Source organism: Bradyrhizobium sp. cir1, assembly GCF_014198245.1.
Lineage (GTDB): Bacteria > Pseudomonadota > Alphaproteobacteria > Rhizobiales > Xanthobacteraceae > Bradyrhizobium.
In genome coordinates, this window is sequence record NZ_JACIHE010000001.1 from 818,015 (window position 1) to 842,323 (window position 24,309).

General features: G+C 65.6%; 21 protein-coding genes. 13 read left to right on the plus strand and 8 right to left on the minus strand.

The genetic code is table 11. The annotated features are described in order from the left end of the window. Window positions 1-63: 63 nt before the first annotated feature. From GGD63_RS03975 to GGD63_RS03985, 3 genes are all read right to left on the minus strand, one after another. Window positions 64-555 (minus strand): hypothetical protein, encoded by a 492-nt coding sequence (locus GGD63_RS03975; protein WP_183239702.1) that lies wholly within the window; start codon window positions 553-555, stop codon window positions 64-66. 166 nt (window positions 556-721) lie between these two features. After that, a complete protein-coding gene (locus tag GGD63_RS03980; protein ID WP_183239565.1) occupies window positions 722-1,174 on the minus strand; it encodes a DNA polymerase III subunit chi in 453 nt (150 codons plus the stop codon). 4 nt (window positions 1,175-1,178) lie between these two features. Beyond that, complete coding sequence (locus GGD63_RS03985) at window positions 1,179-2,678, minus strand: leucyl aminopeptidase (RefSeq protein WP_183239566.1); 1,500 nt, start codon at window positions 2,676-2,678, stop codon at window positions 1,179-1,181. 339 nt (window positions 2,679-3,017) lie between these two features. Here GGD63_RS03985 and lptF point away from each other — a divergent pair, with 339 nt between their 5' ends. The 13 genes from lptF to GGD63_RS04050 all read left to right on the plus strand — a co-directional run bounded on the left by lptF (window position 3,018) and on the right by GGD63_RS04050 (window position 19,493). Next, the gene (gene lptF, locus GGD63_RS03990) at window positions 3,018-4,187 is read left to right on the plus strand and encodes an LPS export ABC transporter permease LptF (RefSeq protein ID WP_183239567.1); all 1,170 of its coding nucleotides are present in this window, start codon (window positions 3,018-3,020) and stop codon (window positions 4,185-4,187) included. Then, window positions 4,184-5,281: an LPS export ABC transporter permease LptG gene (lptG, locus tag GGD63_RS03995; protein ID WP_183239568.1), complete on the plus strand. Its 1,098-nt coding sequence runs from the start codon at window positions 4,184-4,186 to the stop codon at window positions 5,279-5,281. Before lptF ends, lptG begins: the two co-directional genes overlap by 4 nt. Continuing rightward, a complete protein-coding gene (locus tag GGD63_RS04000) occupies window positions 5,281-7,773 on the plus strand; it encodes an LPS-assembly protein LptD (protein WP_183239569.1) in 2,493 nt (830 codons plus the stop codon). The genes lptG and GGD63_RS04000 overlap by 1 nt, the downstream gene beginning before the upstream one ends. 68 nt (window positions 7,774-7,841) lie before the next feature. Then, a complete protein-coding gene (locus tag GGD63_RS04005) occupies window positions 7,842-8,777 on the plus strand; it encodes a SurA N-terminal domain-containing protein (protein WP_183239570.1) in 936 nt (311 codons plus the stop codon). After that, the gene (pdxA, locus tag GGD63_RS04010) at window positions 8,777-9,802 is read left to right on the plus strand and encodes a 4-hydroxythreonine-4-phosphate dehydrogenase PdxA (RefSeq protein WP_183239571.1); all 1,026 of its coding nucleotides are present in this window, start codon (window positions 8,777-8,779) and stop codon (window positions 9,800-9,802) included. Before GGD63_RS04005 ends, pdxA begins: the two co-directional genes overlap by 1 nt. Next, entirely contained in the window at window positions 9,802-10,656 is an 855-nt protein-coding gene (rsmA, locus tag GGD63_RS04015) for a 16S rRNA (adenine(1518)-N(6)/adenine(1519)-N(6))-dimethyltransferase RsmA (protein WP_183239572.1), read from the plus strand. The genes pdxA and rsmA overlap by 1 nt, the downstream gene beginning before the upstream one ends. A 25-nt stretch (window positions 10,657-10,681) precedes the next feature. Next, a complete protein-coding gene (locus GGD63_RS04020) occupies window positions 10,682-11,740 on the plus strand; it encodes an alcohol dehydrogenase (protein ID WP_183239573.1) in 1,059 nt (352 codons plus the stop codon). A 183-nt stretch (window positions 11,741-11,923) separates the two neighbouring features. After that, window positions 11,924-12,151 (plus strand): hypothetical protein, encoded by a 228-nt coding sequence (locus GGD63_RS04025; RefSeq protein WP_183239574.1) that lies wholly within the window; start codon window positions 11,924-11,926, stop codon window positions 12,149-12,151. 194 nt (window positions 12,152-12,345) lie between these two features. Next, the gene (locus tag GGD63_RS04030) at window positions 12,346-12,762 is read left to right on the plus strand and encodes a phosphonate metabolism protein PhnM (RefSeq protein WP_183239575.1); all 417 of its coding nucleotides are present in this window, start codon (window positions 12,346-12,348) and stop codon (window positions 12,760-12,762) included. 208 nt (window positions 12,763-12,970) lie between these two features. Continuing rightward, window positions 12,971-13,147 (plus strand): hypothetical protein, encoded by a 177-nt coding sequence (locus GGD63_RS04035; protein WP_183239576.1) that lies wholly within the window; start codon window positions 12,971-12,973, stop codon window positions 13,145-13,147. Window positions 13,148-13,208: 61 nt separating this feature from the next. Beyond that, window positions 13,209-13,451 (plus strand): hypothetical protein, encoded by a 243-nt coding sequence (locus tag GGD63_RS04040; RefSeq protein WP_183239577.1) that lies wholly within the window; start codon window positions 13,209-13,211, stop codon window positions 13,449-13,451. A gap of 362 nt (window positions 13,452-13,813) precedes the next feature. Beyond that, window positions 13,814-17,062 (plus strand): autotransporter domain-containing protein, encoded by a 3,249-nt coding sequence (locus tag GGD63_RS04045; RefSeq protein ID WP_183239578.1) that lies wholly within the window; start codon window positions 13,814-13,816, stop codon window positions 17,060-17,062. A 1,306-nt stretch (window positions 17,063-18,368) separates the two neighbouring features. Then, window positions 18,369-19,493: a hypothetical protein gene (locus tag GGD63_RS04050; RefSeq protein ID WP_183239579.1), complete on the plus strand. Its 1,125-nt coding sequence runs from the start codon at window positions 18,369-18,371 to the stop codon at window positions 19,491-19,493. On the opposite strand, the gene gmk is transcribed toward GGD63_RS04050, so the two are convergent. The 5 genes from gmk to GGD63_RS04075 all read right to left on the minus strand — a co-directional run bounded on the left by gmk (window position 19,426) and on the right by GGD63_RS04075 (window position 24,114). After that, window positions 19,426-20,085, minus strand: a complete 660-nt coding sequence (gmk, locus tag GGD63_RS04055; RefSeq protein WP_183239580.1) for a guanylate kinase — start codon at window positions 20,083-20,085, stop codon at window positions 19,426-19,428. The two genes, GGD63_RS04050 and gmk, sit on opposite strands and share 68 nt — an antisense overlap. Window positions 20,086-20,088: 3 nt before the next feature. After that, window positions 20,089-20,976, minus strand: coding sequence for a YicC/YloC family endoribonuclease (locus GGD63_RS04060; protein ID WP_183239581.1), 888 nt, complete (start codon window positions 20,974-20,976; stop codon window positions 20,089-20,091). Between the two features lie 114 nt (window positions 20,977-21,090). Next, window positions 21,091-22,374: an endolytic transglycosylase MltG gene (gene mltG, locus GGD63_RS04065; RefSeq protein WP_183239582.1), complete on the minus strand. Its 1,284-nt coding sequence runs from the start codon at window positions 22,372-22,374 to the stop codon at window positions 21,091-21,093. Between the two features lie 125 nt (window positions 22,375-22,499). After that, complete coding sequence (gene fabF, locus GGD63_RS04070; RefSeq protein ID WP_183239583.1) at window positions 22,500-23,765, minus strand: beta-ketoacyl-ACP synthase II; 1,266 nt, start codon at window positions 23,763-23,765, stop codon at window positions 22,500-22,502. Between the two features lie 109 nt (window positions 23,766-23,874). After that, window positions 23,875-24,114, minus strand: a complete 240-nt coding sequence (locus GGD63_RS04075; RefSeq protein WP_008130699.1) for an acyl carrier protein — start codon at window positions 24,112-24,114, stop codon at window positions 23,875-23,877. Window positions 24,115-24,309: the final 195 nt, after the last annotated feature.

Genomic DNA, 24,309 nt, shown 5'->3' on the forward strand with positions numbered 1-24,309 from the left:
CGATCACGGTCCACGCCTGGGCGACGGCGATCAAAGGGCGAAAAGCCGCGTGACGCGCGGCCCTTACGTCGCCGCCTTCTTCTTCGGCTTCGGCTTGGTCCCCTTCGGCATGACCGGCGCCTCCGGCGTGCCCTCGATCGAGGACAGGCGTCCCGACGTGAACGTGTAGATGCCGGCACGCGGACCGGCCGTCCACGTCACGACGGCGACGCGACGGCCGGCAGCGTCATTGGAGAGATTGACGGTCGAGGGCGCGCCGATGCCGCGCAGCACGTCGCATTCGGTGTGGCCGAGCGCGACCGTGCCACCCGCCGGTGCCGGCGCCGTCGTCGACGCATTGGCGTCAGCCGGCCCGGGGGTCGGCGCCATGCCGGGACAGGCGCCGTCGGCGCTGACGAGATCCTCGGCGCCCACCGGCTTGTCCGGGGTCAGCGGCGGCGACTCGATCGAGATGTTCTTGATGAAGAGGCGGCCGGGCTTCTGGAACCATTCTGCGTCCTTCGACAGCAGATCGGTCCCCGAGCAGCCCGCGACCAGCGGTGCTACGGCGGCCAACGCAACTATGAGCGAGCCGGGAAGCTTTTGATGTCGCACGATAAACTAAATTCCCCGCGTGAAGGACCAGCCCTAAGCAATTGTCCCAACATCACTTTGCGGCACGAAGGTGGCCAAAGCCAGCATCGCCCGAAAAGTGCAAATTATCATTAATTGCGATGGACGGCTAATTCCGCCGCTGCCACCGCCCCCGTTCGTCGGCCTGCCAATAGGTGACATCAAATCCCCGCGCCTTGCAATCCGTCCAGGCAGTGCGGGCCAAAGCAAGCGCGTCCGCATCGTCGCCGTTGAACAGCAGCACCATGCGCTCATAGCCCTGCGCGTCCTGCGGCAGCGCGGCGCTGTCGACCAGGAAGCGGACATTGGCGCCGTTGGGATTGCCCTCCTCGATCGCCAGCACGATCGGCTGGTCGGCGGCGTCGTTCACCCGCCAGGTCGCGTGCGGCAGGAAGGAATCGTCGCGATAGGTCCACAAATGCGCGTCGAGCGCATCGGCGCGTTCCTCCGAGGTCGATTGCACCACGACGCGCCAGCCGCGCTCGAGCGATTTCTCGAGAAGCGGCGGCAACACGTTCTCCACCGTCATGTTTTGCAGATGGTAGAACAGCACTTCGGTCATTTGGTCACTTGCGCTCGTAATGATCGGCGACCAGGCGGTCAAGCAAGCGAACGCCGTAACCGCTTCCCCAGCTCTGGTTGATGTCGGTCTTCGGCGCGCCCATGGCGGTGCCGGCGATGTCGAGATGCGCCCAGGGCGTGCCGTCGACGAAGCGCTGCAGGAACTGCGCGGCCGTGATCGAGCCGCCATGGCGGCCGCCGGTGTTCTTCATGTCGGCGAACTGGGAATCGATCAGCTTGTCGTATTCCGCGCCGAGCGGCAGGCGCCAGACCTTCTCTCCGCTCTCGATGCCGGCCGCCAGCAGGCGCTCGGCGAGCTCGTCATTGTTGGAGAACATGCCGGCATGTTCGGTGCCGAGCGCGACCACGATCGCACCGGTCAGCGTCGCCAGGTCCACCATGAATTTCGGCTTCACCTTCTTGGCGACGTACCAGAGCATGTCGGCGAGCACGAGGCGGCCTTCGGCGTCGGTGTTGATGATCTCGATGGTCTGGCCCGACATCGAGGTGACGATGTCGCCCGGCCGCTGTGCATTGCCGTCGGGCATGTTCTCGACGAGGCCGATGGCGCCGACCACGTTGGCCTTGGCCTTGCGCGCCGCCAGCGCGTGCATCAGGCCGACGACGCAGGCCGCCCCGCCCATGTCGCCCTTCATGTCCTCCATGCTGCCGGCCGGCTTGATCGAGATGCCGCCGGTGTCGAAGCAGACGCCCTTGCCGACGAAGGCGACCGGCGCCTCACCTTTTTTCCCGCCGTCCCAGCGCATGATCACGGTGCGGCTCGGCCGCCCCGAGCCCTGGCCGACGCCGAGCAGCGCGCCCATGCCGAGCTTCTGCATCGCCTTGACGTCGAGCACCTCGATCTTGACACCGAGCTTGCGCAGCTGGCCCGCGCGGCGCGCGAACTCCTCGGGGAAAAGCACGTTCGGCGGCTCGTTGACGAGGTCGCGGGCGATGATCACGCCGTCGACGACGTGGCCGGCAGTGGCAAATGCCTTCTTCGCAGCAGTGGCGTCGCCAACCGCGAGCGAGACATCGGCGCGCGAGCCGCCCTCCTCGCCGTCTTTCTTCTTGGTCTTGTAGCGGTCGAACTTGTAGGCGCGTAAGCGAAGGCCCGAGGCGATCGCGACCGCCTGCTCGCTGGTCACGGCGCCACCGGGCAATTCCGCCATGATGGTCATGGCGGCGGTACCGGCCGTGAGCTTGCTCGCCGCCACGCCGCCGAACTTGAGGAAATCGCTCGCCTTCAGGCTTGCCGGCTTGCCGGCCCCGATCACCACCAGACGGGTGGCTTTCACGCCCTCCGGCGCCAGGATGTCCAGGGCAGCCCCGCTTTTACCTTTGAAGCCGGCGGCGGAGGCCGCCCGTTTCACGAGGTCGGCAGCGCTCCCGAGCGCCTTGGCCGTCGCCGGGCCGAGCTTCAAACCGTCGTCGCAGAACACGACCAGGATGCCACGGGCGGCGGCAGACAACGGGACGAAGCCGACCTTGATGGCATCGGACATGGGTAACTCCTCTAAAACATGGGATTTTTTGCCGTTCGGCGGTCCCGGCCACAGGCCGGAGCTGAACGGCGATTCACTGAACTCTGCCTACTATGGGCCACCGGCCCGGCAGATGCCAAGCACCGCCGTGGCCGTCAGGCCACAACGGGCGAAATATTAACCATATATTGAGGGCGCCACGGGGCAGCCATTTTGTTGACGGATCAAAGGGATGGTAGTGAGAGAGTAAGCCGGCGGAAGCGGTGGTTGGCCGACCTTGGGGATCCCCAGATCGGGGATTGGTTGGACAGCCGGAGTTCCGGCCTGCAGTGGGGCTTGGTGGGAATCGTGCGGTAGCGCATGGGGTCAATCGATAGGTATATTTTCCGCACGACGCTGGCGTCGTTTGCGCTGGTCCTGGTCAGCCTCACCGGCGTGATCTGGATTACGCAGGCGCTGCGCGGCATCGACCTGATGACGAGCCAGGGGCAGACCATCCTCACCTTCCTCGGCATCACCAGCCTTGTCATTCCGGCGCTGGTCCTGATCATCTCGCCGATCGCGCTGATGATCGCGATCTCGCACACGCTGAACAAGCTCGCGACCGATTCCGAGATCATCGTGATGAATGCCGCCGGCTTCTCGCCGTTCCGGCTGTTCTATCCGTTCTTCTACGCCACCTGCGTGGTGGCGCTGCTGGTCGCCTTCATTGCGGCCTATCTCGCGCCCGACGGCATGCGGCGTATCAAGCAGTGGGACGCCGAGATCACCGCCGACGTGCTCACCAACATCCTCCAGCCCGGCCGCTTCGCCCAGCTGGACAAAAACCTGACGATCCGGATCCGCGAGCGCAAACCCGGCGGCATTCTGGAAGGCATCTTCATCGACGACCGCCGCGACCCCAACGAGCGCGTCTCGATCGTCGCCGAGCAAGGCGAGGTCGTGAAGAACGAGAACGGCTCCTTCCTGGTGCTGAAGGACGGCAATCTCCAGCGTTTCGAGGCCGGCAAGCGCGATCCCGCGCTGGTGGCGTTCGGCCGCTACGGCTTCGACATGTCGAAGTTCGGCAATCAGGGCCGTGACGTCACCCTCGGCATTCGCGAGCGCTATCTCTGGGAGCTGTTCTCGCCATCCGAGGACGATCCAGTCTACAAGCAGATTCCCGGGCAGTTCCGCTCGGCCCTGCATGACAGCCTGCTCGCACCGGTCTATCCCTTCGCCTTTGCCGTGCTGACCTTCGCCTTCCTGGGTGCGCCTCGCACCACCCGCCAGAGCCGCAACTTCTCGATCGGCTCCTCGATCCTCGCAGTGTTCGGCCTGCGCATGGCGGGCTTCGCCTGCTCGGTGATGGCGGTGAAATCGCCGGAGGCGGTGCTGGTTCAATATGCGATGGTCGTGGGCGCGATCGGCGTCGGCCTGTGGATGATCATCGGCGGCATTGTGGTCGAACCGCCTCCCCGCCTCATGGAGGCCATCAACAGATCCAACGCGCGTATCGCGCGGCTGTTCGGACGGCCGGCCACCGCATGAGCATGCTCACCAACACACTCGGGCGCTATTTCGCCGGCCGCTTCGTCGTCGCGGCGCTCGGCGTGTTCGCCAGCATCTTCCTGCTGCTGGTGCTGGTCGACTACATCGAGATGGTGCGCAAGACCTCCGGCCTTGCATCCGCCTCCGCGATCATGGTGGCCGAGACCTCGCTGTTCCGCGTGCCGCAGCTTTTGGAGAAGCTGACGCCGTTCTGCATGCTGATCGGCGCCATGACCTGCTATCTGGCCCTCTCCCGCCGGCTTGAGCTCGTGGTGGCGCGCGCCGCCGGCATCTCGGCCTGGCAGTTCATCTCGCCGGCGCTCGGCAGCGCGCTCCTGATCGGGGTCATCGCCACCGTCGCCTACAATCCGATGTCGGCCAATTTGCGCGAACTCTCCAAGCGCATGGAGGCCGAGCTGTTCGGCTCGGCGCCCGGCGGCGGCATCCAGGATGCCTCCGGCTTCTGGCTCAATCAGGTGACCAGCGACGGCCAGACCATCATCAACGCGGCGCGCAGCGAACAGCAGGGCGTCCGGCTCACGGGGCTGACGCTGTTCCGGTTTGACACACAGCAGCACTTCAAGGAGCGCGTCGAGGCGCGCGAGGCCGAGCTCGAACCCGGACAATGGATCTTCAGGAACGTCCGCCGCTTCTCGCTCGACGCGCCGCCGACCGAGCAGGCCGTTCTGGCGATTCCGACGACGCTGACCGAGGCCCAGGTCCGCAACAGCTTTTCCACACCCGAGACTGTGTCCTTTTGGCAACTACCGAGCTACATCAGCTCCTCCGAAAGCTCAGGCTTCGCGACAGCCGGCTATCGACTCCAGTATCACAAGCTTCTGGCACAGCCGTTTTTGCTGGCCGCCATGGTGATGCTCGCGGCCTCGGTGTCGTTGCGCTTCTTCCGGATGGGCGGCGTGCAGAAGATGGTTTTGAGTGGCGTGGGCGCAGGCTTTCTGCTCTACGTTCTGTCGAAAGTGACTGAAGACTTGAGCAAGGCTGAGTTGATGCATCCGATCGCTGCGGCGTGGTTGCCCGTGGTGGTGGGCGGCCTGACCGGCTTTTTGGCCTTGTTGTATCAGGAGGACGGTTAGTGACTGCCGTCCGTCGAGGGCTCGTGTCTCGTTTGACGCGGCGTACCGTGGTGCGCGCGAACGGGTACGGCTTGTCCGCTCGCAGGCTCCTGCTGGCCGTCATCACGGCTGCCGCGCTCGGCGGGCTGCTGGACGCGGCCCTCGTGGCCCCCGCCTCCGCCCAGAGCTTCACCTACAATCCGCTGCCGCAGCGTCCGAAGCCGCCGAAGGTCGCCAACGACAACCAGATGCTGGTCCAGGCGACCGAGGTCGACTACGACTACAACAATTCGCGCGTCTCCGCGGTCGGTAACGTCCAGCTGTTCTACAACGGCACCAGCGTCGAGGCCGACAGGGTCATCTACGACCAGAAGACCAAGCGGCTCCATGCCGAAGGCAACATCCGCATGACGGATGCCGACGGCAAGATCACCTATGCCGAGATCATGGATCTCTCCGACGACTACCGCGACGGTTTCGTCGATTCGCTGCGCGTGGACACCGCCGACCAGACCCGCATGGCCGCGAGCCGCGCCGACCGCTCCAGCGGCAATTACACGGTGTTCGAGAACGGCGTCTACACGGCCTGCGCGCCGTGTAAGGACGATCCTAAGAAGCCGCCGCTGTGGCAGGTCAAGGGTGCCCGCATCATCCACGACCAGCAGGAGAAGATGCTGTATTTCGAGACGGCGCAGCTCGAGTTCTTCGGCGTGCCGCTCGCCTACATGCCGTATTTCTCGACGCCCGACCCGACCGTGAAGCGCAAGAGCGGCTTCCTGATGCCCGGCTACTTCCCCGGCACCACGAACACCGGCTTCGGCGCCGAAGTTCCCTATTATTGGGCGATCGCGCCCGATATGGACGCGACCATCACCCCGCGCTTCCTGTCGCGGCAAGGCGTGCTGTTGCAGGGCGAATTCCGCCAGCGACTGATCGACGGCGCCTACCAGATCCGGGCCTACGGCATCGACCAGCTCGACCCCGGCGCATTTGCCGGGCAGCCCGGCGACCGCCAGTTCCGCGGCGCCGTCGACACCAAGGGTCAGTTCGCGCTGAACGACAAATGGGTCTGGGGTTGGGACGGCGTCCTGCTGTCCGACTACTACTTCTTTTCGGACTATCGTCTCGGGCAATACCGCGATCCGCTCGGCTCGTTCCTGAACCTGCCGACCGACGCGCTGTCGCAGCTTTATCTGACCGGCGTCGGCAACCGCAGCTTCTTCGACGCACGGACGATGTACTGGCTGAGCTACTCGGGCAACCAGGACAAAGTCCCGGTCGTCTATCCCGTGATCGACTACTCGAACGTGCTGAACTATCCGGTGTTCGGCGGCGAGTTCAGCTACAAGACCAATTTCGTGAACCTGTCGCGTGAGAACGCGGTGTTCGATCCGATCACGACGCTCGCCAACACCAACAGCCTGTGCACCACTGCTTCTGCCGATCCGCTCGCGCGCACGCCGTCGCAGTGTCTGCTGCGCGGCTTCCCCGGCACCTACACCCGCCTCACCGCTGAAGCGCAGTGGCGCAAGTCCTTTACCGATCCGCTCGGCCAGATCTGGACGCCGTTCGCCAGCCTGCGCGCCGACGCGATCAATTCCTCGGTCTCCAACCAGCCGGGCGTGTCGAACTATCTGCCGGTCGGCGACACCCAGGCATTCCGCCTGATGCCGACCGTCGGCCTCGAATACCGCTACCCCTTCATCAACGTTCAGCCCTGGGGCTCGACCACCATCGAGCCGATCGCGCAGATCATCATCCGCCCGAACGAGACCTATGCCGGCAAGCTGCCGAACGAGGACGCGCAGAGCATGGTGTTCGACGCCTCGAACCTGTTCAGCGTCGACAAGTTCTCCGGCTACGACCGCGTCGAGGGCGGCGGCCGCGCCAATGTCGGCGTGCAGTCCACCACGCAGTTCGACAAGGGCGGCGCCGTCAAGGTGCTGTTCGGTCAGTCCTACCAGCTGTTCGGCATGAACTCCTTCGCGGTCCAGGACTCCATCAACACGGGGGTGGATTCCGGTCTCGACAAGCCGCGCTCGGATTACGTCGCAAGCGCCAGCTACTCGCCCAACCGCACCTACACCTTCAGCGTCCGCTCCCGCATGGATGAGCAGACCTGGAACGTGCAGCGCTTCGAGGCCGAAGGCCGCGCCAATTTCGATCGCTGGTCGGTCAGCGTGCTGTATGGCAATTACGCGCAGCAGCCGGAGCTCGGCTACCTGACGCGCCGCGAGGGCATCCTGACCTCGGGCTCGCTGAAGGTCGCGACCAACTGGGTGGTGACGGGTTCGGCGCGCTGGGACCTCGAGGCCAACAAGATCAACCAGTATGTGCTCGGGGCCGGCTATGTCGACGATTGCTTCGTGCTGGCGGCGAACTATGTAACCTCGTACAGCTACTCCGCGGGCACGACCCCGCCCGTGCTGAGCCACGCGTTCATGTTCCAGATCGGACTGCGCACGCTGGCGACCACGTCGACGACCAGCAGTTCCGCCGGCGGCTTCCAGTGAACGGTTTGAAGTGACGGCCGCGCGGTCCTGATCGCAGGTTCACCGCGGCTGACATGCGAGCGACAACCATGACGATTCCATTGCCTGCCTTCCGCGTCCTCCTCGCCATCGGTGCCGGGCTGGTCCTGACCGGCCTGCCCGCGCCGTCGCGTGCGCAGAACATCGTGGTCATGGTCAACGGCGATCCGATCACCGATTTCGACATCGACCAGCGCGCCAAGCTCGACCAGCTGACGACGCAGAAGGCCCCCAGCCGGCAGGATGTCATCAACGAGCTGATCGACGACAAGGTGAAGCTCAAGGAAGGCAAGAAATACGGCGTCGATCCCGGTGTCAGCGACATCAACCAGTCCTACGAGGGTATGGCGCAGCGCATGCGCATCTCGCCGGATCAGCTGACCAAGTCCCTCGAAGCCAAGGGCGTTCGCCCTGAAACCCTGAAGGGCCGCATGAAGGCCGAGATGGTCTGGACCAGCCTCGTGCGCGGCCGCTTCAAGGAGAAGCTGCTGGTCGGCGAGCGCGACGTCGCGCAGGCCGTACAGGCCCAGACCGGCGACAAGCTGCAGGTCGAGGGCACCGAATACAAGATGCAGCCCATCGTGCTGATCGTGCCGCGCGGCTCGTCCCCGGCCTTCCAGGAGACGCGGCTGAAGGAAGCCGAGCAATATCGCTCCCGCGTCGGAAGCTGCGAGGAAGCCAATTCGCTGTTCCGCTCGACGCCGAACGCCACCATCCGCGAGGCCGTCACCAAGACGACGGCGGACCTGCCCGAGGCGCTGCGCAAGGTGCTCGACGACACCCCGATCGGCCATCTGACCGCGCCGGAGGTGACCAAGGCGGGCATCGAGATGGTCGTGCTGTGCTCGCGCAAGCCGACCGTGATCGACACGCCGAAGAAGCGCGAGGTGCGCGAGAAGATGTATCAGGAGAAGTACGAGAAGACCCAGAAGGCCTATCTCGACGAGCTCCGCAAGGCCGCGATGATCGAATATCGCAACCGCTGATGGCCGACCACCCGATAAAGCCCCTCGCCCTGACCCTGGGAGAGCCCGCGGGCATCGGCCCCGACATCACGATTGCGGCCTGGCTCCGGCGCCGTGAATTGAACCTGCCCGCCTTCTATCTGCTCGGCGACGAGGCCTTCGTCGCGCGGCGCGCCAAGCTCATCGGCAAGGCGCTCGGCGCCGAGATCCGGATCGTCCCGGTGAGCCCCGGTGAGGCCGTGGCCGCCTTCGCCGGGGCCCTGCCCGTGGTTGCGACCGGCGAGCGCGCGACGGCTGAGCCCGGCAAACCCGACGCCACCAGCGCGCCCGCAGCGCTCGCCTCGATCCGTCAGGCGGTCACGGATGTGCGCGAGGGGCGCGCCGGCGCCGTCGTCACCAATCCGATCGCCAAGAGCGTGCTCTACCGCGCCGGCTTCCGCCATCCCGGCCACACCGAATTCCTCGCCGAGCTTGCCGCAGAGGGCGGCCGCGTGCCGCAGCCGGTGATGATGCTGTGGTCGCCGCGGCTCGCCGTGGTGCCGGTGACCATCCACGTCTCCTTGCGCGAGGCGCTGGGCCAGCTCACCAGCGAATTGATCGTCTCGACCGTGCGCATCGTCGCGGCCGAGCTCAAATCCCGCTTCGGCATCGCGCGGCCGCGCATCGCGATCTCCGGCCTCAATCCGCATGCCGGCGAGGACGGCTCGCTCGGCCACGAGGAGCAGACGGTGATTGCGCCGGCGCTCAAGGTTCTGCGCAATGACGGCATCGAGGCCAGGGGCCCGCTGCCCGCCGACACCATGTTCCACGAAGCCGCGCGCAACCTCTATGACTGCGCGGTCTGCATGTATCACGACCAGGCGCTGATCCCGATCAAGACCGTCGCCTTCGACGACGCGGTCAACGTCACGCTCGGCCTGCCCTTCATCCGCACCTCGCCCGATCACGGCACCGCCTTCGACATCGCCGGGACGGCCAAGGCCAATCCGGCCAGCCTGATCGCGGCGCTGCAGCTTGCAAGCCGCATGGCGGCTGCGACAAGCTGATGAGTGCGATCGACGACCTCCCGCCGCTGCGCGAGGTCATTCGCCAGCACGCGCTGTCGGCCCGCAAATCGCTCGGTCAGAATTTTCTGCTCGATCTCAATCTCACCGCGCGCATCGCCCGTGCGGCCGCGCCGCTCGAGGACTCCACCATCGTCGAGATCGGTCCTGGCCCCGGCGGACTGACACGCGCGCTGCTCGCGCTCGGCGCCCGGCGCGTCATCGCCATCGAGCATGACGAGCGCGCGATCCCGGCCTTGCAGGATATTTCCGCGCGCTACCCCGGCCGGCTCGAGATCGTGCATGGCGATGCCATGACGTTCGACCCGCGCCCGCTGCTCGCGGGCGAACGCGCGAAGATCGTCGCCAACCTGCCCTACAACATCGCGACCCAGCTTCTCATCAACTGGCTCACGATCGAGCCCTGGCCGCCCTGGTACCAAATGATGGTGCTGATGTTCCAGCGCGAGGTCGGCGAGCGCATCGTCGCGCGCGAGGACGAGGAAGCCTATGGCCGCCTCGGCGTGCTCGCCAACTGGCGCTGCGAAACAAAAATCCTGTTCGACATTTCGCCGTCCGCCTTCGTGCCGCCGCCGAAGGTCACCTCCTCCGTCGTGCGCCTCAAACCGCGTGCAGAGCCGCTGCCTTGCGATCGCAGGCTGCTCGAGCAGGTTGCGGCCGCCGCCTTCGGCCAGCGCCGCAAGATGCTGCGGCAGAGCCTGAAATCGCTGGGTGTCGATCCCGCGCGCCTTGCGAGCGCCGCCGGCGTCGATGCGACGCGGCGCGCCGAGACGATCCCGATATCAGGCTTTGTTGCCATGGCCCGTGAATTGGCGGATATACGCAACGAAACCTGACAATCAGAATTCCGGAGGAAAGAATATGGCGTTGATGCGTCGGCAATCCCTGGTGAAGTTCGATGCGCCGCTGTGCGAGACCATCGTCGACACGCCGAAGCCGCAAGGACGCGAGGTCCTCGTCCGCATCGAGCGCTGCGGGCTCTGCCATTCCGACCTGCACATCCAGGACGGCTATGCCGATCTCGGCGGCGGCAAGAAGCTCGACACCACGCGCGGCATGACACTGCCCTTCACGCTCGGTCATGAGATCGCCGGTGTGGTCGACGAGGTCGGCCCTGATGTTCCCGCCGGCCTCGTCGGGGCGAAGAAAGCGGTGTTTCCCTGGATCGGCTGCGGCCAGTGCCGCGACTGCGCCAATGGCGACGAGAATCTTTGCGCCAAGCAGCGCTTCCTCGGCGTCTCCATCGACGGCGGCTTCGCCACCCACGTCCTGGTGCCCGACGCAAAATACCTGCTCGACTACGATCCGCTGCCCGTCAACCAGGCCGCGACCCTGATGTGCTCGGGCGTCACCGCCTACGGCGCGCTCAAGCGCCTGGTCGATCGTCCGCGCCAGCGCAATTTGCTGCTGATCGGCCTCGGCGGTGTCGGCATGATGGGCCTGTCGTTCGCGCAGGCCATGTTCAAGCAGCCGATCACGGTTGCCGATCTCTCGCCGGCCGCGCGCGAGACCGCGCTGAAGAACGGTGCCTCTGTCGCCTACGATCCGTCCGAGCCCGACGTGATCAAGCGCATTCTGAAAGAAACCGAAGGCGGCTTCGACGAGGTGGTCGATTTCGCCGGCAACGAGAAGTCGATGGCGTTTGCGGTGGCGGTCGCCGCACGCGGCGGCAAGGTCGTGGTCTCCGGCCTGATGGGCGGCCAGTTCACGCTGCCGATGGTGCAATGGGTCTACAAGCGCCTGACCGTCGAAGGCTTCATGGTCGGCACGCTCGCGGAAGGCCAGGAGCTGATGGCGCTCGCCCGCGCCGGCAAGATCAAGCCGACGCCGATGCGCGAAGAGCCGATGGCCGACGTGCAGAAATGGATCGATAACTTGCGCGCCGGCAAGGTCGTCGGCCGCATCGTGCTGAAGAACTAGAGCATGATCCGGAAAAGTGTGCAGCGGTTTTCCGAAAAGATCATGCTCAAACAATAACCTGAAGCGCGATGGCGATTGATCCTGATCCCATCGCGCTTTAGCACGCGAGGAACCTGAAGCTCCCTGCGGCGGGATCGAATGTCTCGCCGCGGAACGTCGACGCCCGCGTTGCGTTGGCAGCACATGTCCATACGCTGCACCGTCGAGAGCGCATTCTTCATTGCCTGGAGCTTCCTGGAGCAGAGCGGCGAGCTCGGCGCTCCGGACGAGACTGCGAATTTCCTTCTCGACAGCATTGAAGCTCAGCTCAAGACCGGCGAACGCCGGCCGTTGATGCTCGCGAACCGGGCGATCGACGCCTGGCGCGCGCACGCGGCCAGGAGCGGTGCGCAGGAGGCGCGCTTCGGATGACCGACGGCAGCGTCGCCGACCGCTGCCATCGCTTTCAACTGGACGCCTCAGGGTTTTGCCGGATTCCGATAGTGATTTGGTCGTGCCTCACTCGACCGGGACTTGCCACCGGGAAAACCACAACTTGCATCGGCCCGTGAATGGCCGTTCAATGACGGTTTGGAGCGGCGCCTCGCTATTTTTTGGTTTTTGGAATGCGAACTTTTTTCATCATTCTTGGCATCTGGCTCCTGATCAACGTGCTCTTCGTCGTCGTCATGATGCCGCCGCGCAAGCCGCGGAAGCCGGATCATCCGCGCTCATCGGCCGGTCTCGCGCCCGCAGCCATCGAGCCCAACGCCTACCCTTTCGATGAGGACGAGAAGGTCTCGCTTCGCCACACCATCGTTGCGATTGCGATGGGCGCGCTGTTCTCGCTGACGCCGCCGCTGATCGAGGCAATCGACGACATCAAGCGGCTGGTCAGGAAGTACCGCACGTCGGGCCAGCCGCCCGCGGCCGAGGATGGCGAAGGATCGCTGGAGACGGTGTCAGAAGACCTCCGCACGCGCGAGGAGCCGAAGACGACCGGCGGATCTTCGTCCGATGATCGGAACGCGCCGAAGCGCTAGCGCCTGGATTCTCTTCGCAGATTCCACTTCGGGCGCGACGTTGGAACGTCGCGCGCCGCCCGCGCGTTGGCTCTCCATCAAGGCAACGGCCGGGTCGGAGCCGATGACAAGGGCGGGCGCAGCCTGCTCCGAACAACACGCAAAACACCGGTAGCGGGCGCGTGGGACGAGCAATCACGCATGGGGGATCGAAAAGAGGAGAGACAAGTTGGTTAATCTGGGCAAGTGGTACGATCCCATCTCCGAGCGCTGGATCGCGCCGCGCGAACCGCGCCAGGAGACGACATCGTCGGAAGTGAGCGAGAACCACGTCGTCGAACTCGAGAGGACCGTCGAAGTCCAACGCATCTGGCGAGCGCTGGTCGATTGCTGCGCACGCAGCTGACGTTCTCCCTCCGCGCGCGTCGAAACCGGAACCTCCAGTCAGCAGAGCCGTTGTCATTTGCATGAGCGATCCTGCACTCCCCGCAAGGCCGGTCGCGGCCGCGATACGCTATCTGTCGATCATCGTCGGGTGCGCCTGCCTGCTTCTCGCCGCCATCTGCTTCGTCATCGCGGCACAGGTCTTTGTGCAGACCGGCGTGTTCGCGCAGTCCTACGCGATGGTGGGGATCATCAGCACCGTGCTGGGACTTCTCGCGCTGATGCTGGCGCGGGTGTGGAAGGTGACGCTTCGCGACACTCTGTAGCGACACTCTGTAGGATGGGTTGAGCCCTTGCGAAACCCATCACTTACCCGACGTCGCTCTCGGTATTCATGATAATCCTCGAGCGCCGGTCCGGACTCTGCCGGCCCGCATGCTCTGCCAAGATTTCCGGACGACAACGGCCGGAAGCATTGACAAACTGCAGCCCGCAGTGATGGTGGTTCCATTACTGAGGGGGACGCAACCGGGCTGCCGCGATCTGCCCGAATTGCTCGCGTCCGTGGAAGGCTGGTGAGATGTCGTTTGCGACGCTCGGTGCCCGGCCAAGAGGGGCACTGGGAATGTCGCAGGGAGCGAGCGCTCTGAGCCGAAGCGCGAAACGCGATCGAATCAGCATCACATCATTGGCCGCGCTGACACTGTCCCTCGCGACATTGGCATGGGCGACAACGACACGAGCGCAGGCCCAGAACTGGAATGGCGCCACGGCGGATTGGTTCACCGCCGGCAACTGGACACCCAGCGGCGTCCCGACCAGCGCCACCAATGCGAGAATCGACACCAGCTCACCCAATGCCGCCGTCATCGCATCCGCCAACGCGCAGGCGCAGACCGTCATCGTCGGCTTTTCCGCGAACGGCGGCCTGACCATCCAAAATGCCGGGACGCTGTCCGATTCGGTCGGGGCTCTCGGCCGCTTTCTCGGCTCGACCGGCACGGTCACGGTTGACGGCGCGGGCTCGTCCTGGAGCAACTCCGCCGACCTCTCCGTCGGCTATTCCGGCGCCGGCACGCTGACGATCCAGAGCGGCGGCGCGGTGAGCGACCAGTCCGGCTATGTCGGCCGCGGTGCCGGTTCGACCGGCACCGTGACGGTCGATGGCACGGGCTCGTCCTGGACCAATCACATCGCGCTCTGGGTCGGCAATTCCGGCACGGGTACGCTGACCGTCCGGAACGGCGGCGTCGTGACCAATGGCGCCGACGGCTTTATCGGCGTCAATGCCGGCGCGACCGGCACGGTGACGATCGACGGCGCGGGCTCGTCCTGGACCGATGCCGGCAATCTCTTTGTCGGCCAGGCCGGCACCGGCACGCTGATGGTCAGCAACGGGGGCACCGTGAGCAACGGTGTCGACGGGTATATCGGCGCCAACTCCGGCGCGACCGGCACAGTGACCGTCACCGGCACAGGCTCGTCCTGGACCCATGCCGGCACGGTTGCGGTCGGCGAATCCGGCACCGGCACGCTGACGGTCGCCAACGGCGGCATGGTCAGCAACGCGAGCGCGGTGATCGGCACCAATGCCGGCGCGACCGGCACCGTGACAGTGATCGGCACCGGCTCGTCATGGACCAATGCCGGCAACCTGACCGTCGGCCAGGACGGCACTGGCACACTGACGATCGCGAGCGGCGGCGTCGTGAGCAACGCGGTCGGAGCTATCGGCGCCAATGCCGGCGCAACCGGCACCGTGACGATTAGCGGCGCCGGTTCGTCCTGGACCAATTCCAGCATCCTCTATGTCGGCCAGACCGGCACCGGCACGCTGACGATCGCGGGCGGTGGCGCGGTGAGCAGCTTGATCGGGCTTATCGGCGCCGATTTCTTCACGACCGGCACAGTAACGGTCACCGGCACCGGATCATCCTGGACCAACTCCCTCAGTCTCGATGTCGGCCAAGACGGCACCGGCGTGCTGACGATCGCCAATGGCGCCGTCGTCTCGGCCTCCAACGTGACGGTTGGCTATTGGCCCCTGTCCAAGGGAACGCTGAATATCGGCGCCGCGTCGGGCCAGACCGCTGTTGCGCCCGGCACGCTGAACACGGCGCAGGTCAGGTTCAGGGCCGGCATCGGCAGCAGCATCGTGTTCAATCACACCTCCTCGAACTACGTCTTTGCGCCGGTTATTTCGAGCACCTTCGGCAACACGGGCTCAGTCATTGTCGAGGCGGGCACCACCATTCTCACCGCCGCCAGCACCTACACCGGCGCGACCACGATCAACGGCGGCACGCTTGCGGTGAACGGCTCGATCGTGTCGAGCCCGACAGTGAACAGTGGCGGCACGCTGTCCGGCACCGGCACGGTCGGATCGGTGACCGTGAACGGCGGCGGCATGCTCAGGCCCGGCTCTAGCGTGGCCGGCTCGGCGCTGACCATTTCCGGCAGCCTCGCCATGCAGTCAGGGGCGCTCTATCTCGTGCAGGTCGGCTCGGTGTCCGCCACGCACGCCAATGTCTCGGGCACGGCGACGCTCACCGGCGCCGGCGTGCAGGTGACGATTGCGCCCGGCGGCTCGGTTGCAAAACAGTCCACCATCCTGCACGCGACCGGCGGTCTCGGCGGCACCACCTTCGCAAGCGCCAGCGCAACGAACTTCGTCGCCAGCCTGAGCTACACGCCGACCGATGTGCTGCTCGATCTCTCGGCCGCGCTCGGCTCCGGCACCGGACTGAACGTGAACCAGCAGAACGTCGCCGATACGCTCAACAACGCCTTCAACAACGGTGGCGCGTTGCCGGCGAACTTCTCCGGAATCTTCGGACTCACCGGCGGCAATCTTCGCACCGCGCTGTCGCAGCTGTCCGGCGAACCCGCCACGGGCGCGCAGCAGGGCGCATTCCAGTTCATGGGCCAGTTCCTGGAATTGATGCTCGACCCCTCCGCCGGCGGGCGCGACGCCGCAGGCGGCGCCGGAGATCAGGCGTTCGGCTTCGCCCCGGAGCGCGCAGCCTTGCCCGACGACATCGCCCTCGCCTATGCCAGGGCGACGAAGGCGCCGCTCGACAAAGCCCAGCCCGCGTTCGAGCCGCGCTGGAACGTGTGGGGCGCGGGCTTCGGCGGCACCAGCAAGACCGGTGGCGATGCAGCCATCGGCAGCAACGATCTCACCGCGCGAACCGCGGGCGGCGCTGCAGGGCTCGACTACCACCTGACCCGCGATGCCGTGATCGGCTTTGCGCTCGCCGGTGGCGGCACCCGCTGGGATCTCGCGCAAGGGCTCGGCGGAGGCAAGAGCGACGCCTTCCAGGGCGGAGTCTATGCGGCCGTGCGCTCCGGGCCGGCCTATGTCGCTGCCTCGCTGGCGGCGGCCACCCACTGGATGTCCACCGACCGTTCCGCCGCCTTCGGCGATCATCTCACCGCGCGCTTCGACGCGCAGAGCTATGGTGGGCGCATCGAAGGCGGCTATCGCGTCGTGACGCCACTCGTCGCCATCACGCCTTACGCGGCGCTGCAGGTGCAAAGCTTCCGCACGCCTGCCTACAGCGAGACCGATCTCACCGGCGGCGGCTTTGGTCTCGCCTACGACGCCCGTAGCGCGACCGACACGCGCGGCGAAGTCGGCGCCCGCTTCGACCGCGCCATGCTGGTTGCACCCGGCACCGCGTTGATGCTGCGCGGCCGCCTCGCCTTCGCGCATGACTGGGTCAGCAATCCCGCACTGTCGGCAGTGTTCCAGACGCTGCCGGGCGCAAGCTTCATCGTCAACGGCGCAACGCCCGCAAAAGACACCGCGCTCGTCTCCACCGGGGCCGATCTGCACTTCGCGCGCGGCATCACGCTCTCGGCAAAATTCGACGGCGCGTTCGCCGACCGCGCGCAGACCTACACGGGCACCGGCACGCTGCGTTACCGCTGGTAGGCTGGCAGCTCGCGCGGAGATCGGAGCTCCACGCCCCTATCCCGTAGTCCCGTAGGATGGGTTGAGCCCTTGCGAAACCCATCACCTCCCCTATCGTCTTTCACCATATTCATGGCTGTCCTCGGAATAATCGCCCGCCCAATCCATCGGGTAATTTCCAAGTCTCACGTGACGATGAAACGAGACGATGCCCAGTCGCACACCCCCGTGACGAGGCGATGCTTGACGGGATTGATGTGTACACATGCCGGGCGACGTCGTCTTCATCCTGACGAGATGGGTTTCGCAAGGGCTCAACCCATCCTACGAGCTTCGTCATTCCGGGATGCGTGCGCAAGCACGCAGGCCCGGAATCCATCGGGCCACGTGTTCTGCGGTGAAATGGATTCCGGGCTCGCCCTTTCAGGGCGCCCCGGAATGACGGGCGGAGGTCGGAGTTGCTCTCGCGAGGCGTCGGGCAAAACACCCGTCAATCCCTCTACGCGGAAATATTTTACTTTTCCGAATTTCGGATTTATGGCATACACCGCATCAACCTGGCCCTGCCAAAGGGGCGTTCGCGACCGTCACGACATGCGGGCCGGGTGGCGGTGGACGCGGCAGCGTCGGCGCGGGCAGCGTGAGACAGGGCGAGCAACCGTGAGTCTCACGCGACGCGGAACGACACGGCGCAGTTAAAGCGGTCTCGTCGGTTGTCTGGGGTGAGCACGCGCCAGCCCCGGACGATCGGGCAAGGCCGTCCGCGGACGGAGAAGTCGTGTGGTCCTGACGCCCGGGGTCTGTGCGTCAAGGCTTGCGGTGATGTGGCGGCCCGACCGGGTGCGCGCATCAGTGATCTGCAAGGCGACGGGGGCAATAGTGCATCGCTCCCCGGGGAGAGCACGAAGGACACCGTTAAAACCAGCCGCGCAGGGAAGGCCGGGCGATCGGCACACCTGTGATCCACCCCGTGTGCACTTCTGTAGCGCACGGATCTGCGGGTGCCAGCCGGCGCCCGGCCTTCCCTGCGCCCTTTGGCATCCAACGGGCGGCAAACGACAGCAGGCCTCGGGCAGGAGTTGCCGCGAGAACGCGATGCCATGGGGAACTCTCATGCGAGGAGTCTTGTCGCGACCTTCCGCTTCTCGGGAACTTGAACCTGACGTCGTAAGAGTCTGGCGGAAAAACGCCGGCAGCACGGCGGAACGAACGCGCCGCAGGCCCAATTCAAGCCACATCCTCTCCGGATTTGCGGCTCATTGCCACCCAACTCTTTGACGAGAAAGGGATGATTGAGAGTTGCGTCATGCGTAACCGGGAGACCAGGATGGGCAACCGAACCGCGAAATTCGTATCTGCGCTCGTTGGCAGCATCATTGCCGGCGCGCCACTCGCCGCCGTGTCGCAGAACGCGCCGGGCGCATCGAGCACGGCGGGTGCGGCCGACGAGTGCCTCGCCTCGCCGAAGGGGGCCGCGCCGCAGGGGCAGCACTGGCGCTATCGCGTCGAGCGCGGGACCAAGCGGCAATGCTGGTATCTGCGCGCCGAAGGCGCCAAGACGACGCAGGGCGCGCAGGCGACCGACGGACAAAATGCCGATGCAGCCGCGCCGCCATCGGTGCAGAATGCGCGTGCCGAATACATTGCACCGCAGACCGGCGCGGCACCGATCGCACCGAACATGACCGCGCCGGCAGCAGCGACTGCGCCGCCGGTCGCCGTCGCGGATACCAATTCAGAACAGCCCGCCGTTGCTGCGCGCTGGCCTGATACGTCCGCAACGTCCGCTGCGTCGCAGCCGATGCCCGCTCCCGTCGCGCCAGCCCCGCAGCCGGGCGCAAAGCCGGCCGCGGCCGAAATTCCCGCCGACAAGCCGACAGGCTCGCTCCAGATGCTGCTGCTCGTCGTCGGCGGTGCGCTGGCGCTCGCCGGCATCCTCGCCAGTGTGATCTACCGCTTCGGCGGCGCGCGCGTCCGCGTCCAGGCGAGCGAACACCGCCGCGTGAATTGGGACGATCGGGAGCACCAGAACCAGGACCGTGCGCCCTGGCTCAATGCGATGCCGGCCACGCCGCGCGCGCGGCGGCCGCGCCCGATCGACTTCGATGCCGTGCGTCCGCAGGCCGCGCAACTTGCCGCGATCGACCGCGAGATCGATGTGATCGAAGCGCAGGAGCCGCCGGCCACGGCCGAAGCCGCGCAGCGCGATGCGGACAAGTTCCCGGTGTTCGACCAGGAATTCGAGATCGAGACCCGTGCGCCCCGATTGGATGCGAACGATGCCGCTGAACAGCGTGATGACCGCGACGAGGATGCGGTCGACGTCGACGTCATCACGGCGATGCTGGAACGGCTGGCGAAGGAAGGGCCGCGGCTGAAGCAGCCTAGCCCTGCAGCTGAGCTTGCAGCCCTCGCACAAAGCCGACGAGGCCCGTCCGCCGCTCGCGCTTGAGGCGTTCGGCCTTCAGGATCGACTGCACCTCGGCGAAGGCCTCATCAACATTGTGGTTGATCACGATGTAGTCGTACTCGGCCCAGTGGCTCATCTCGTGGCTGGCGCGGCTCATGCGCTTGCGGATCACCTCGTCGGAATCCTGCGCGCGCGAATGCAGCCGCTTCTCGAGGTCGGCCGCCGAGGGCGGCAGAATGAAGACGCTGACGACGTCAGCACGTGCCTTCTCGCGCAGTTGCTGCGTGCCCTGCCAGTCGATGTCGAACAGCACGTCCTGCCCCGACGACAGCGCCGCCTCGACCGGTGCGCGCGGCGTGCCGTAGCTGTTGTCGAACACCGTCGCCCATTCCAGCAGTTCGTCGGCCTTCACCATCGCCTCGAACCTGGCCTTGTCGACGAACAGATAGTCGCGGCCATCGACCTCGCCGGGCCGCATCGCACGCGTGGTCGCGGACACCGACATTCGCAGGCCCGGCATCTGCTTGATCAGCATGCGCGACAGAGTCGTCTTGCCCGCGCCCGACGGCGAGGACAGCACGAACATCAAGCCGCGCCGCTCGACACCGTCAGTTGCGTGACCGCCCGTCGTCATCGATCACTCCAGATTCTGGACCTGCTCGCGGAACTGCTCGACCACGTTCTTCATGGCGAGTCCCGTATTGGTGAGCTCGATGTCGTTCGACTTCGAGCAGCAGGTGTTGACCTCGCGGTGAAACTCCTGCGCCAGGAAGTCGAGCTTGCGGCCGATCGGGCCGCCCTTGCCTATCAGCTCACGCGCCTGCGCGACATGCGAGGCGATGCGGTCGAGCTCCTCGCGGATGTCGGCCTTGGTCGCGATCAGGATCGCCTCCTGCATCAGGCGGTCGGAATCGAAACGGTCGGAAGTGTCGAGCAGGGTTGCAATCTGCTCGGCGAGCCGCGCCTTGATCGCCTCGGGCTTGCGGCCCGGCGAGCCTTCCGCCTTCTTCGCCAGCGTCTCGATCTCGTCGACCCGCTGGGTCAGGATATGTCCGAGCGAAGTCCCCTCGCGCTTGCGCATCGCGACGAGGTCGTCGAGCGCCTTGTCGAAGGCCTCCGCGACAGCGGCGCGGGCCGCCTTGTCCTCCTCCTCGTCGCCCTCGGGCTCGGCGACCTCGACAACGCCCTTGATGGCGAGCAGGCCGTCGATGCTCGGCGCCACGGCGTCGACCTTGCCGGAGATCAGCGCGGCGGCCTTCAGCACCGCATTGAGCACGTCCTCGTTGACGCGGACCGTGGCGGCCGCATTGGTGCGCTTGACGTTGAGGTTGGCGTAGACGGTGCCGCGCGACAAGAGCTCGCCGGCGCGCTTCTTGGCATGGGCCTCGAGCTCGTCGAACCCCTGCGGCAGCCGCACCCTGAGGTCAAAGCCCTTGGCGTTGACCGACTTCAATTCCCATTCGAACGTGTACGGCCCGCTCGCGCCGTGGCTTCGGGCAAAGCCGGTCATGGACGACAGCGCCATCAGGTCAGATTCTCCAGGAACAAAGGATTCGCGAGGCCATCAAGCCACGCGAATCTTAAGACTATTTTGCAGGAAAGTGGAATCCGCAAAGTCCCGTAGGCAGGTCTGCATTGCCTAACGCTGGACCACCGGCGGCGAGGACTGCACCGCGCCCTGCCGGGCCGGCGGAGGATTGGCTGGATTGGCCGGGCGCACCGCCGGCGGCTTTTTCTGCTGGTTGGGGCGCGCCGGCGTGGTCGCGGTCGGTGCGTCGGCAGCGCCGGGCGCGGCGGCGGCCGGGGGCTGCGCATCCTCGGCCGGCTCGACCGTGTCGTTCTGGATCTGCTTCTCCATCGCCCGCAGCTTGGCGACGTTCTTCTGGTGCGCGTCGTAGGTCTCGGTAAAGGCATGCCCGCCGGTGCCGTCGGCGACGAAATAGAGGTCGCGGGTGCGGGCCGGATTGGCGGCGGCTTCCAGCGAGGCGCGGCCCGGGTTGGAGATCGGGCCCGGCGGCAGGCCGTCGATCACATAGGTGTTGTAGGGCGAAGGCTGCGTGATCTCGCTGCGCTTGATCGGACGTCCCAGCGTGCCCTTGCCGCCGACGAGGCCATAGATGATCGTGGGATCGGATTGCAGCTTGATCTTCTGCTTCAGGCGATTGACGAACACCGCGGCGACGCGGCTGCGCTCGTCCGGCTTGCCGGTCTCCTTCTCGACGATCGAGGCCAGCGTCACCAGTTGCTCGGGAGTCTTGACCGGAACGTCCTGGTTGCGGCGTTCCCAGATCTCCGCCAGCACGCGTTTGTGCGCCTGCTGCATGCGCTGGATCACCTGCTCGCGCGTGGTGCCGCGCGGGAATTTGTAGGTCTCGGGCAGAAGCGTGCCTTCGCGCGGCAGCTCGCGCACGCTGCCGGTGAAGATGTCGTTGTCGGACAGCCGCGCCACGATCTGCTCGGAGGTCAGGCCTTCCGGGATCGTGACGGAATGCTGCACCACCTTGCCCTCGACGATGGTGGCGATGACGTCGCGCAGCGATGCGTTCTTCTGGAACGCATACTCACCCGGCTTGAGGTCCGAGCTCGCCTTCAGCGCCGCAACGCTGGCGATGAACACCCACGGATTGACGTCGGTGACGCCTTCCCGGTTCAACGTCTCGGCGATGTCGCGCTTGCCGGCACGCTGCGGGATGTTGACGATCTTGTCTTCCCCAAGCGGCCCGGGTGCTTCCAGCACCTGCCGGCCGTAATAATACACCCCACCGGCGCCGAGCATGGCGATCAGCAGCAGCGTGATGATGGCGTTGCCGACGACCACGAAAGGATTGCGCGCGCGCTCCGATCGCTTCGGCGGCGGCGGAACCTGTTCGGGCTCGAGCGCTGCCCGCGGACTCCGGGGCGAAATGGGCGGCCTTTCACTCATCGAAACAACCTGAATCCTGCCGGTTCAATCGCGGCCTGACAATCGCTTGCCCAGCCAAATGCACGCGCCCACTTCTATGACTATCGCCGAATACGGCAAAACGGTGGATTCGTCTCAAACGCAAACTAGCTGGCCAGACGCCGGACGATCACCGACGCATTGGTGCCGCCAAAACCAAAAGAGTTCGACAATGCGACATTGACCTCACGCTTCTTCGCCGTATGCGGCACGAGATCGATCGCAGTCTCGACCGACGGATGGTCGAGGTTGATGGTCGGCGGCACGACATTATCGCGAATCGCAAGAATGGCGAAAATGGCCTCGATCGCGCCGGCCGCGCCGAGCAGATGGCCGGTCGACGACTTGGTCGAGGACATCGCAACCTTGGAGGCGGCGTTGCCGAGCAGACGCTCGACCGCGCCGAGCTCGATCTCGTCGCCGAGCGGCGTCGAGGTGCCGTGCGCGTTGATGTAGTCGAGATCGGACGGCGTCAGGCCGGCGCGCTTCAGCGCCGCCGACATGCTGCGGAAACCGCCATCGCCATCGGGCGACGGCGACGTGATGTGATAGGCATCGCCCGACAGACCGTAGCCGATCACCTCGGCGTAGATCCTGGCGCCGCGGCGCCTGGCGTGATCCAGCTCCTCCAGAACGAGGACGCCGGCGCCCTCGCCCATCACGAAGCCGTCGCGGTCCTTGTCGTAGGGACGCGAGGCCTTCTCGGGTGTCTCGTTGAAGCCGGTCGAGAGTGCGCGCGCGGCGTTGAAGCCGGCAATGCCGATGCGACTGATCGGTGATTCGGCGCCGCCGGCGACCATGACGTCGGCATCGCCGAGCGCGATCAGGCGGGCGGCATCGCCGACCGCATGCGCACCGGTCGAGCAGGCCGTGACCACCGAATGGTTCGGCCCCTTCAGCCCGTGCGCGATCGAGACGTAGCCGGAGGCGAGATTGATCAGGCGGCCCGGGATGAAGAACGGCGACACCCGGCGCGGTCCCCGCTCCTTCAGGAGGATCGCGGTGTCGGCGATACCGCTGAGGCCGCCAATGCCCGACCCGATCATGGTGCCGGTCGCGCATTTGTCCTCTTCGGTCCCGGGATGCCAGTTGGCATCGTCGAGCGCCTGGCCCGCGGCGGCCATGGCGAAGATGATGAAGTCGTCGACCTTGCGCTGGTCCTTCGGCTCCATCCACTTGTCGGGATTGAAGCTGTCGTTCGAGCCGTCGCCGCGCACGACGGTGCAGGCGTATTTGGTCTGAAGGTCGGAGACATCGAAGCTCTCGATCCTGCGCGCACCGCTTTCGCCGTTGAGGATGCGTTTCCAGGTCGGCTCGACGCCACAGCCGAGTGGCGAGACCATGCCGAGACCCGTGACGACGACCCGCCTCATATCCGAAAACTCCGCATCTAAAGATTCACGGCCAATAACAAGAAACCGGCTGGCCGCTGCGAAGCGGCCCGTCCGGTTTCAACTGTTGTCCCCGCGAAAATGAAGAGCCTTAGCTCTTCGCGTTCTTCTCGAGAAACTTCGTGGCGTCGCCGACGGTGAGAATCGTTTCCGCAGCGTCGTCCGGAATCTCGCAACCGAATTCTTCTTCGAACGCCATCACCAACTCGACGGTGTCCAGACTGTCGGCGCCGAGGTCGTCGATGAAGCTCGCAGCGTCGACAACCTTCTCGGGCTCAACACCAAGGTGTTCGACCACGATCTTCTTAACCCGCTCGCCAATGTCACTCATTGCATAACCTCGTGTTGTTCCCTGTAGACCCGACCCCCCGGGACGATACGAGCCGTCGTGGTCGTTTAGTGCCTTCGCTTACGAACTTTGATTTGGCCCCATCCTAACCGATGCAGGGCCCGGCGAACGACGGCCAAGGCTCCGCATCGCCAATATACAGGGTTTCAAAAACCTGCAATGGCGTTCTTTGCCCAT

What these genes read in the sequence shown, in the direction of transcription:
- GGD63_RS03980 (WP_183239565.1), bottom strand. Translation starts at nt 1,174, where the DNA reads ATGACCGAAGTGCTGTTCTACCATCTGCAAAACATGACGGTGGAGAAC.
- GGD63_RS03985 (WP_183239566.1), bottom strand. Translation starts at nt 2,678, where the DNA reads ATGTCCGATGCCATCAAGGTCGGCTTCGTCCCGTTGTCTGCCGCCGCC.
- lptF (WP_183239567.1), top strand. Translation starts at nt 3,018, where the DNA reads ATGGGGTCAATCGATAGGTATATTTTCCGCACGACGCTGGCGTCGTTT.
- lptG (WP_183239568.1), top strand. Translation starts at nt 4,184, where the DNA reads ATGAGCATGCTCACCAACACACTCGGGCGCTATTTCGCCGGCCGCTTC.
- GGD63_RS04005 (WP_183239570.1), top strand. Translation starts at nt 7,842, where the DNA reads ATGACGATTCCATTGCCTGCCTTCCGCGTCCTCCTCGCCATCGGTGCC.
- pdxA (WP_183239571.1), top strand. Translation starts at nt 8,777, where the DNA reads ATGGCCGACCACCCGATAAAGCCCCTCGCCCTGACCCTGGGAGAGCCC.
- rsmA (WP_183239572.1), top strand. Translation starts at nt 9,802, where the DNA reads ATGAGTGCGATCGACGACCTCCCGCCGCTGCGCGAGGTCATTCGCCAG.
- GGD63_RS04020 (WP_183239573.1), top strand. Translation starts at nt 10,682, where the DNA reads ATGGCGTTGATGCGTCGGCAATCCCTGGTGAAGTTCGATGCGCCGCTG.
- GGD63_RS04025 (WP_183239574.1), top strand. Translation starts at nt 11,924, where the DNA reads ATGTCCATACGCTGCACCGTCGAGAGCGCATTCTTCATTGCCTGGAGC.
- GGD63_RS04030 (WP_183239575.1), top strand. Translation starts at nt 12,346, where the DNA reads ATGCGAACTTTTTTCATCATTCTTGGCATCTGGCTCCTGATCAACGTG.
- GGD63_RS04040 (WP_183239577.1), top strand. Translation starts at nt 13,209, where the DNA reads ATGAGCGATCCTGCACTCCCCGCAAGGCCGGTCGCGGCCGCGATACGC.
- GGD63_RS04050 (WP_183239579.1), top strand. Translation starts at nt 18,369, where the DNA reads ATGGGCAACCGAACCGCGAAATTCGTATCTGCGCTCGTTGGCAGCATC.
- gmk (WP_183239580.1), bottom strand. Translation starts at nt 20,085, where the DNA reads ATGACGACGGGCGGTCACGCAACTGACGGTGTCGAGCGGCGCGGCTTG.
- GGD63_RS04060 (WP_183239581.1), bottom strand. Translation starts at nt 20,976, where the DNA reads ATGGCGCTGTCGTCCATGACCGGCTTTGCCCGAAGCCACGGCGCGAGC.
- mltG (WP_183239582.1), bottom strand. Translation starts at nt 22,374, where the DNA reads ATGAGTGAAAGGCCGCCCATTTCGCCCCGGAGTCCGCGGGCAGCGCTC.
- fabF (WP_183239583.1), bottom strand. Translation starts at nt 23,765, where the DNA reads ATGAGGCGGGTCGTCGTCACGGGTCTCGGCATGGTCTCGCCACTCGGC.
- GGD63_RS04075 (WP_008130699.1), bottom strand. Translation starts at nt 24,114, where the DNA reads ATGAGTGACATTGGCGAGCGGGTTAAGAAGATCGTGGTCGAACACCTT.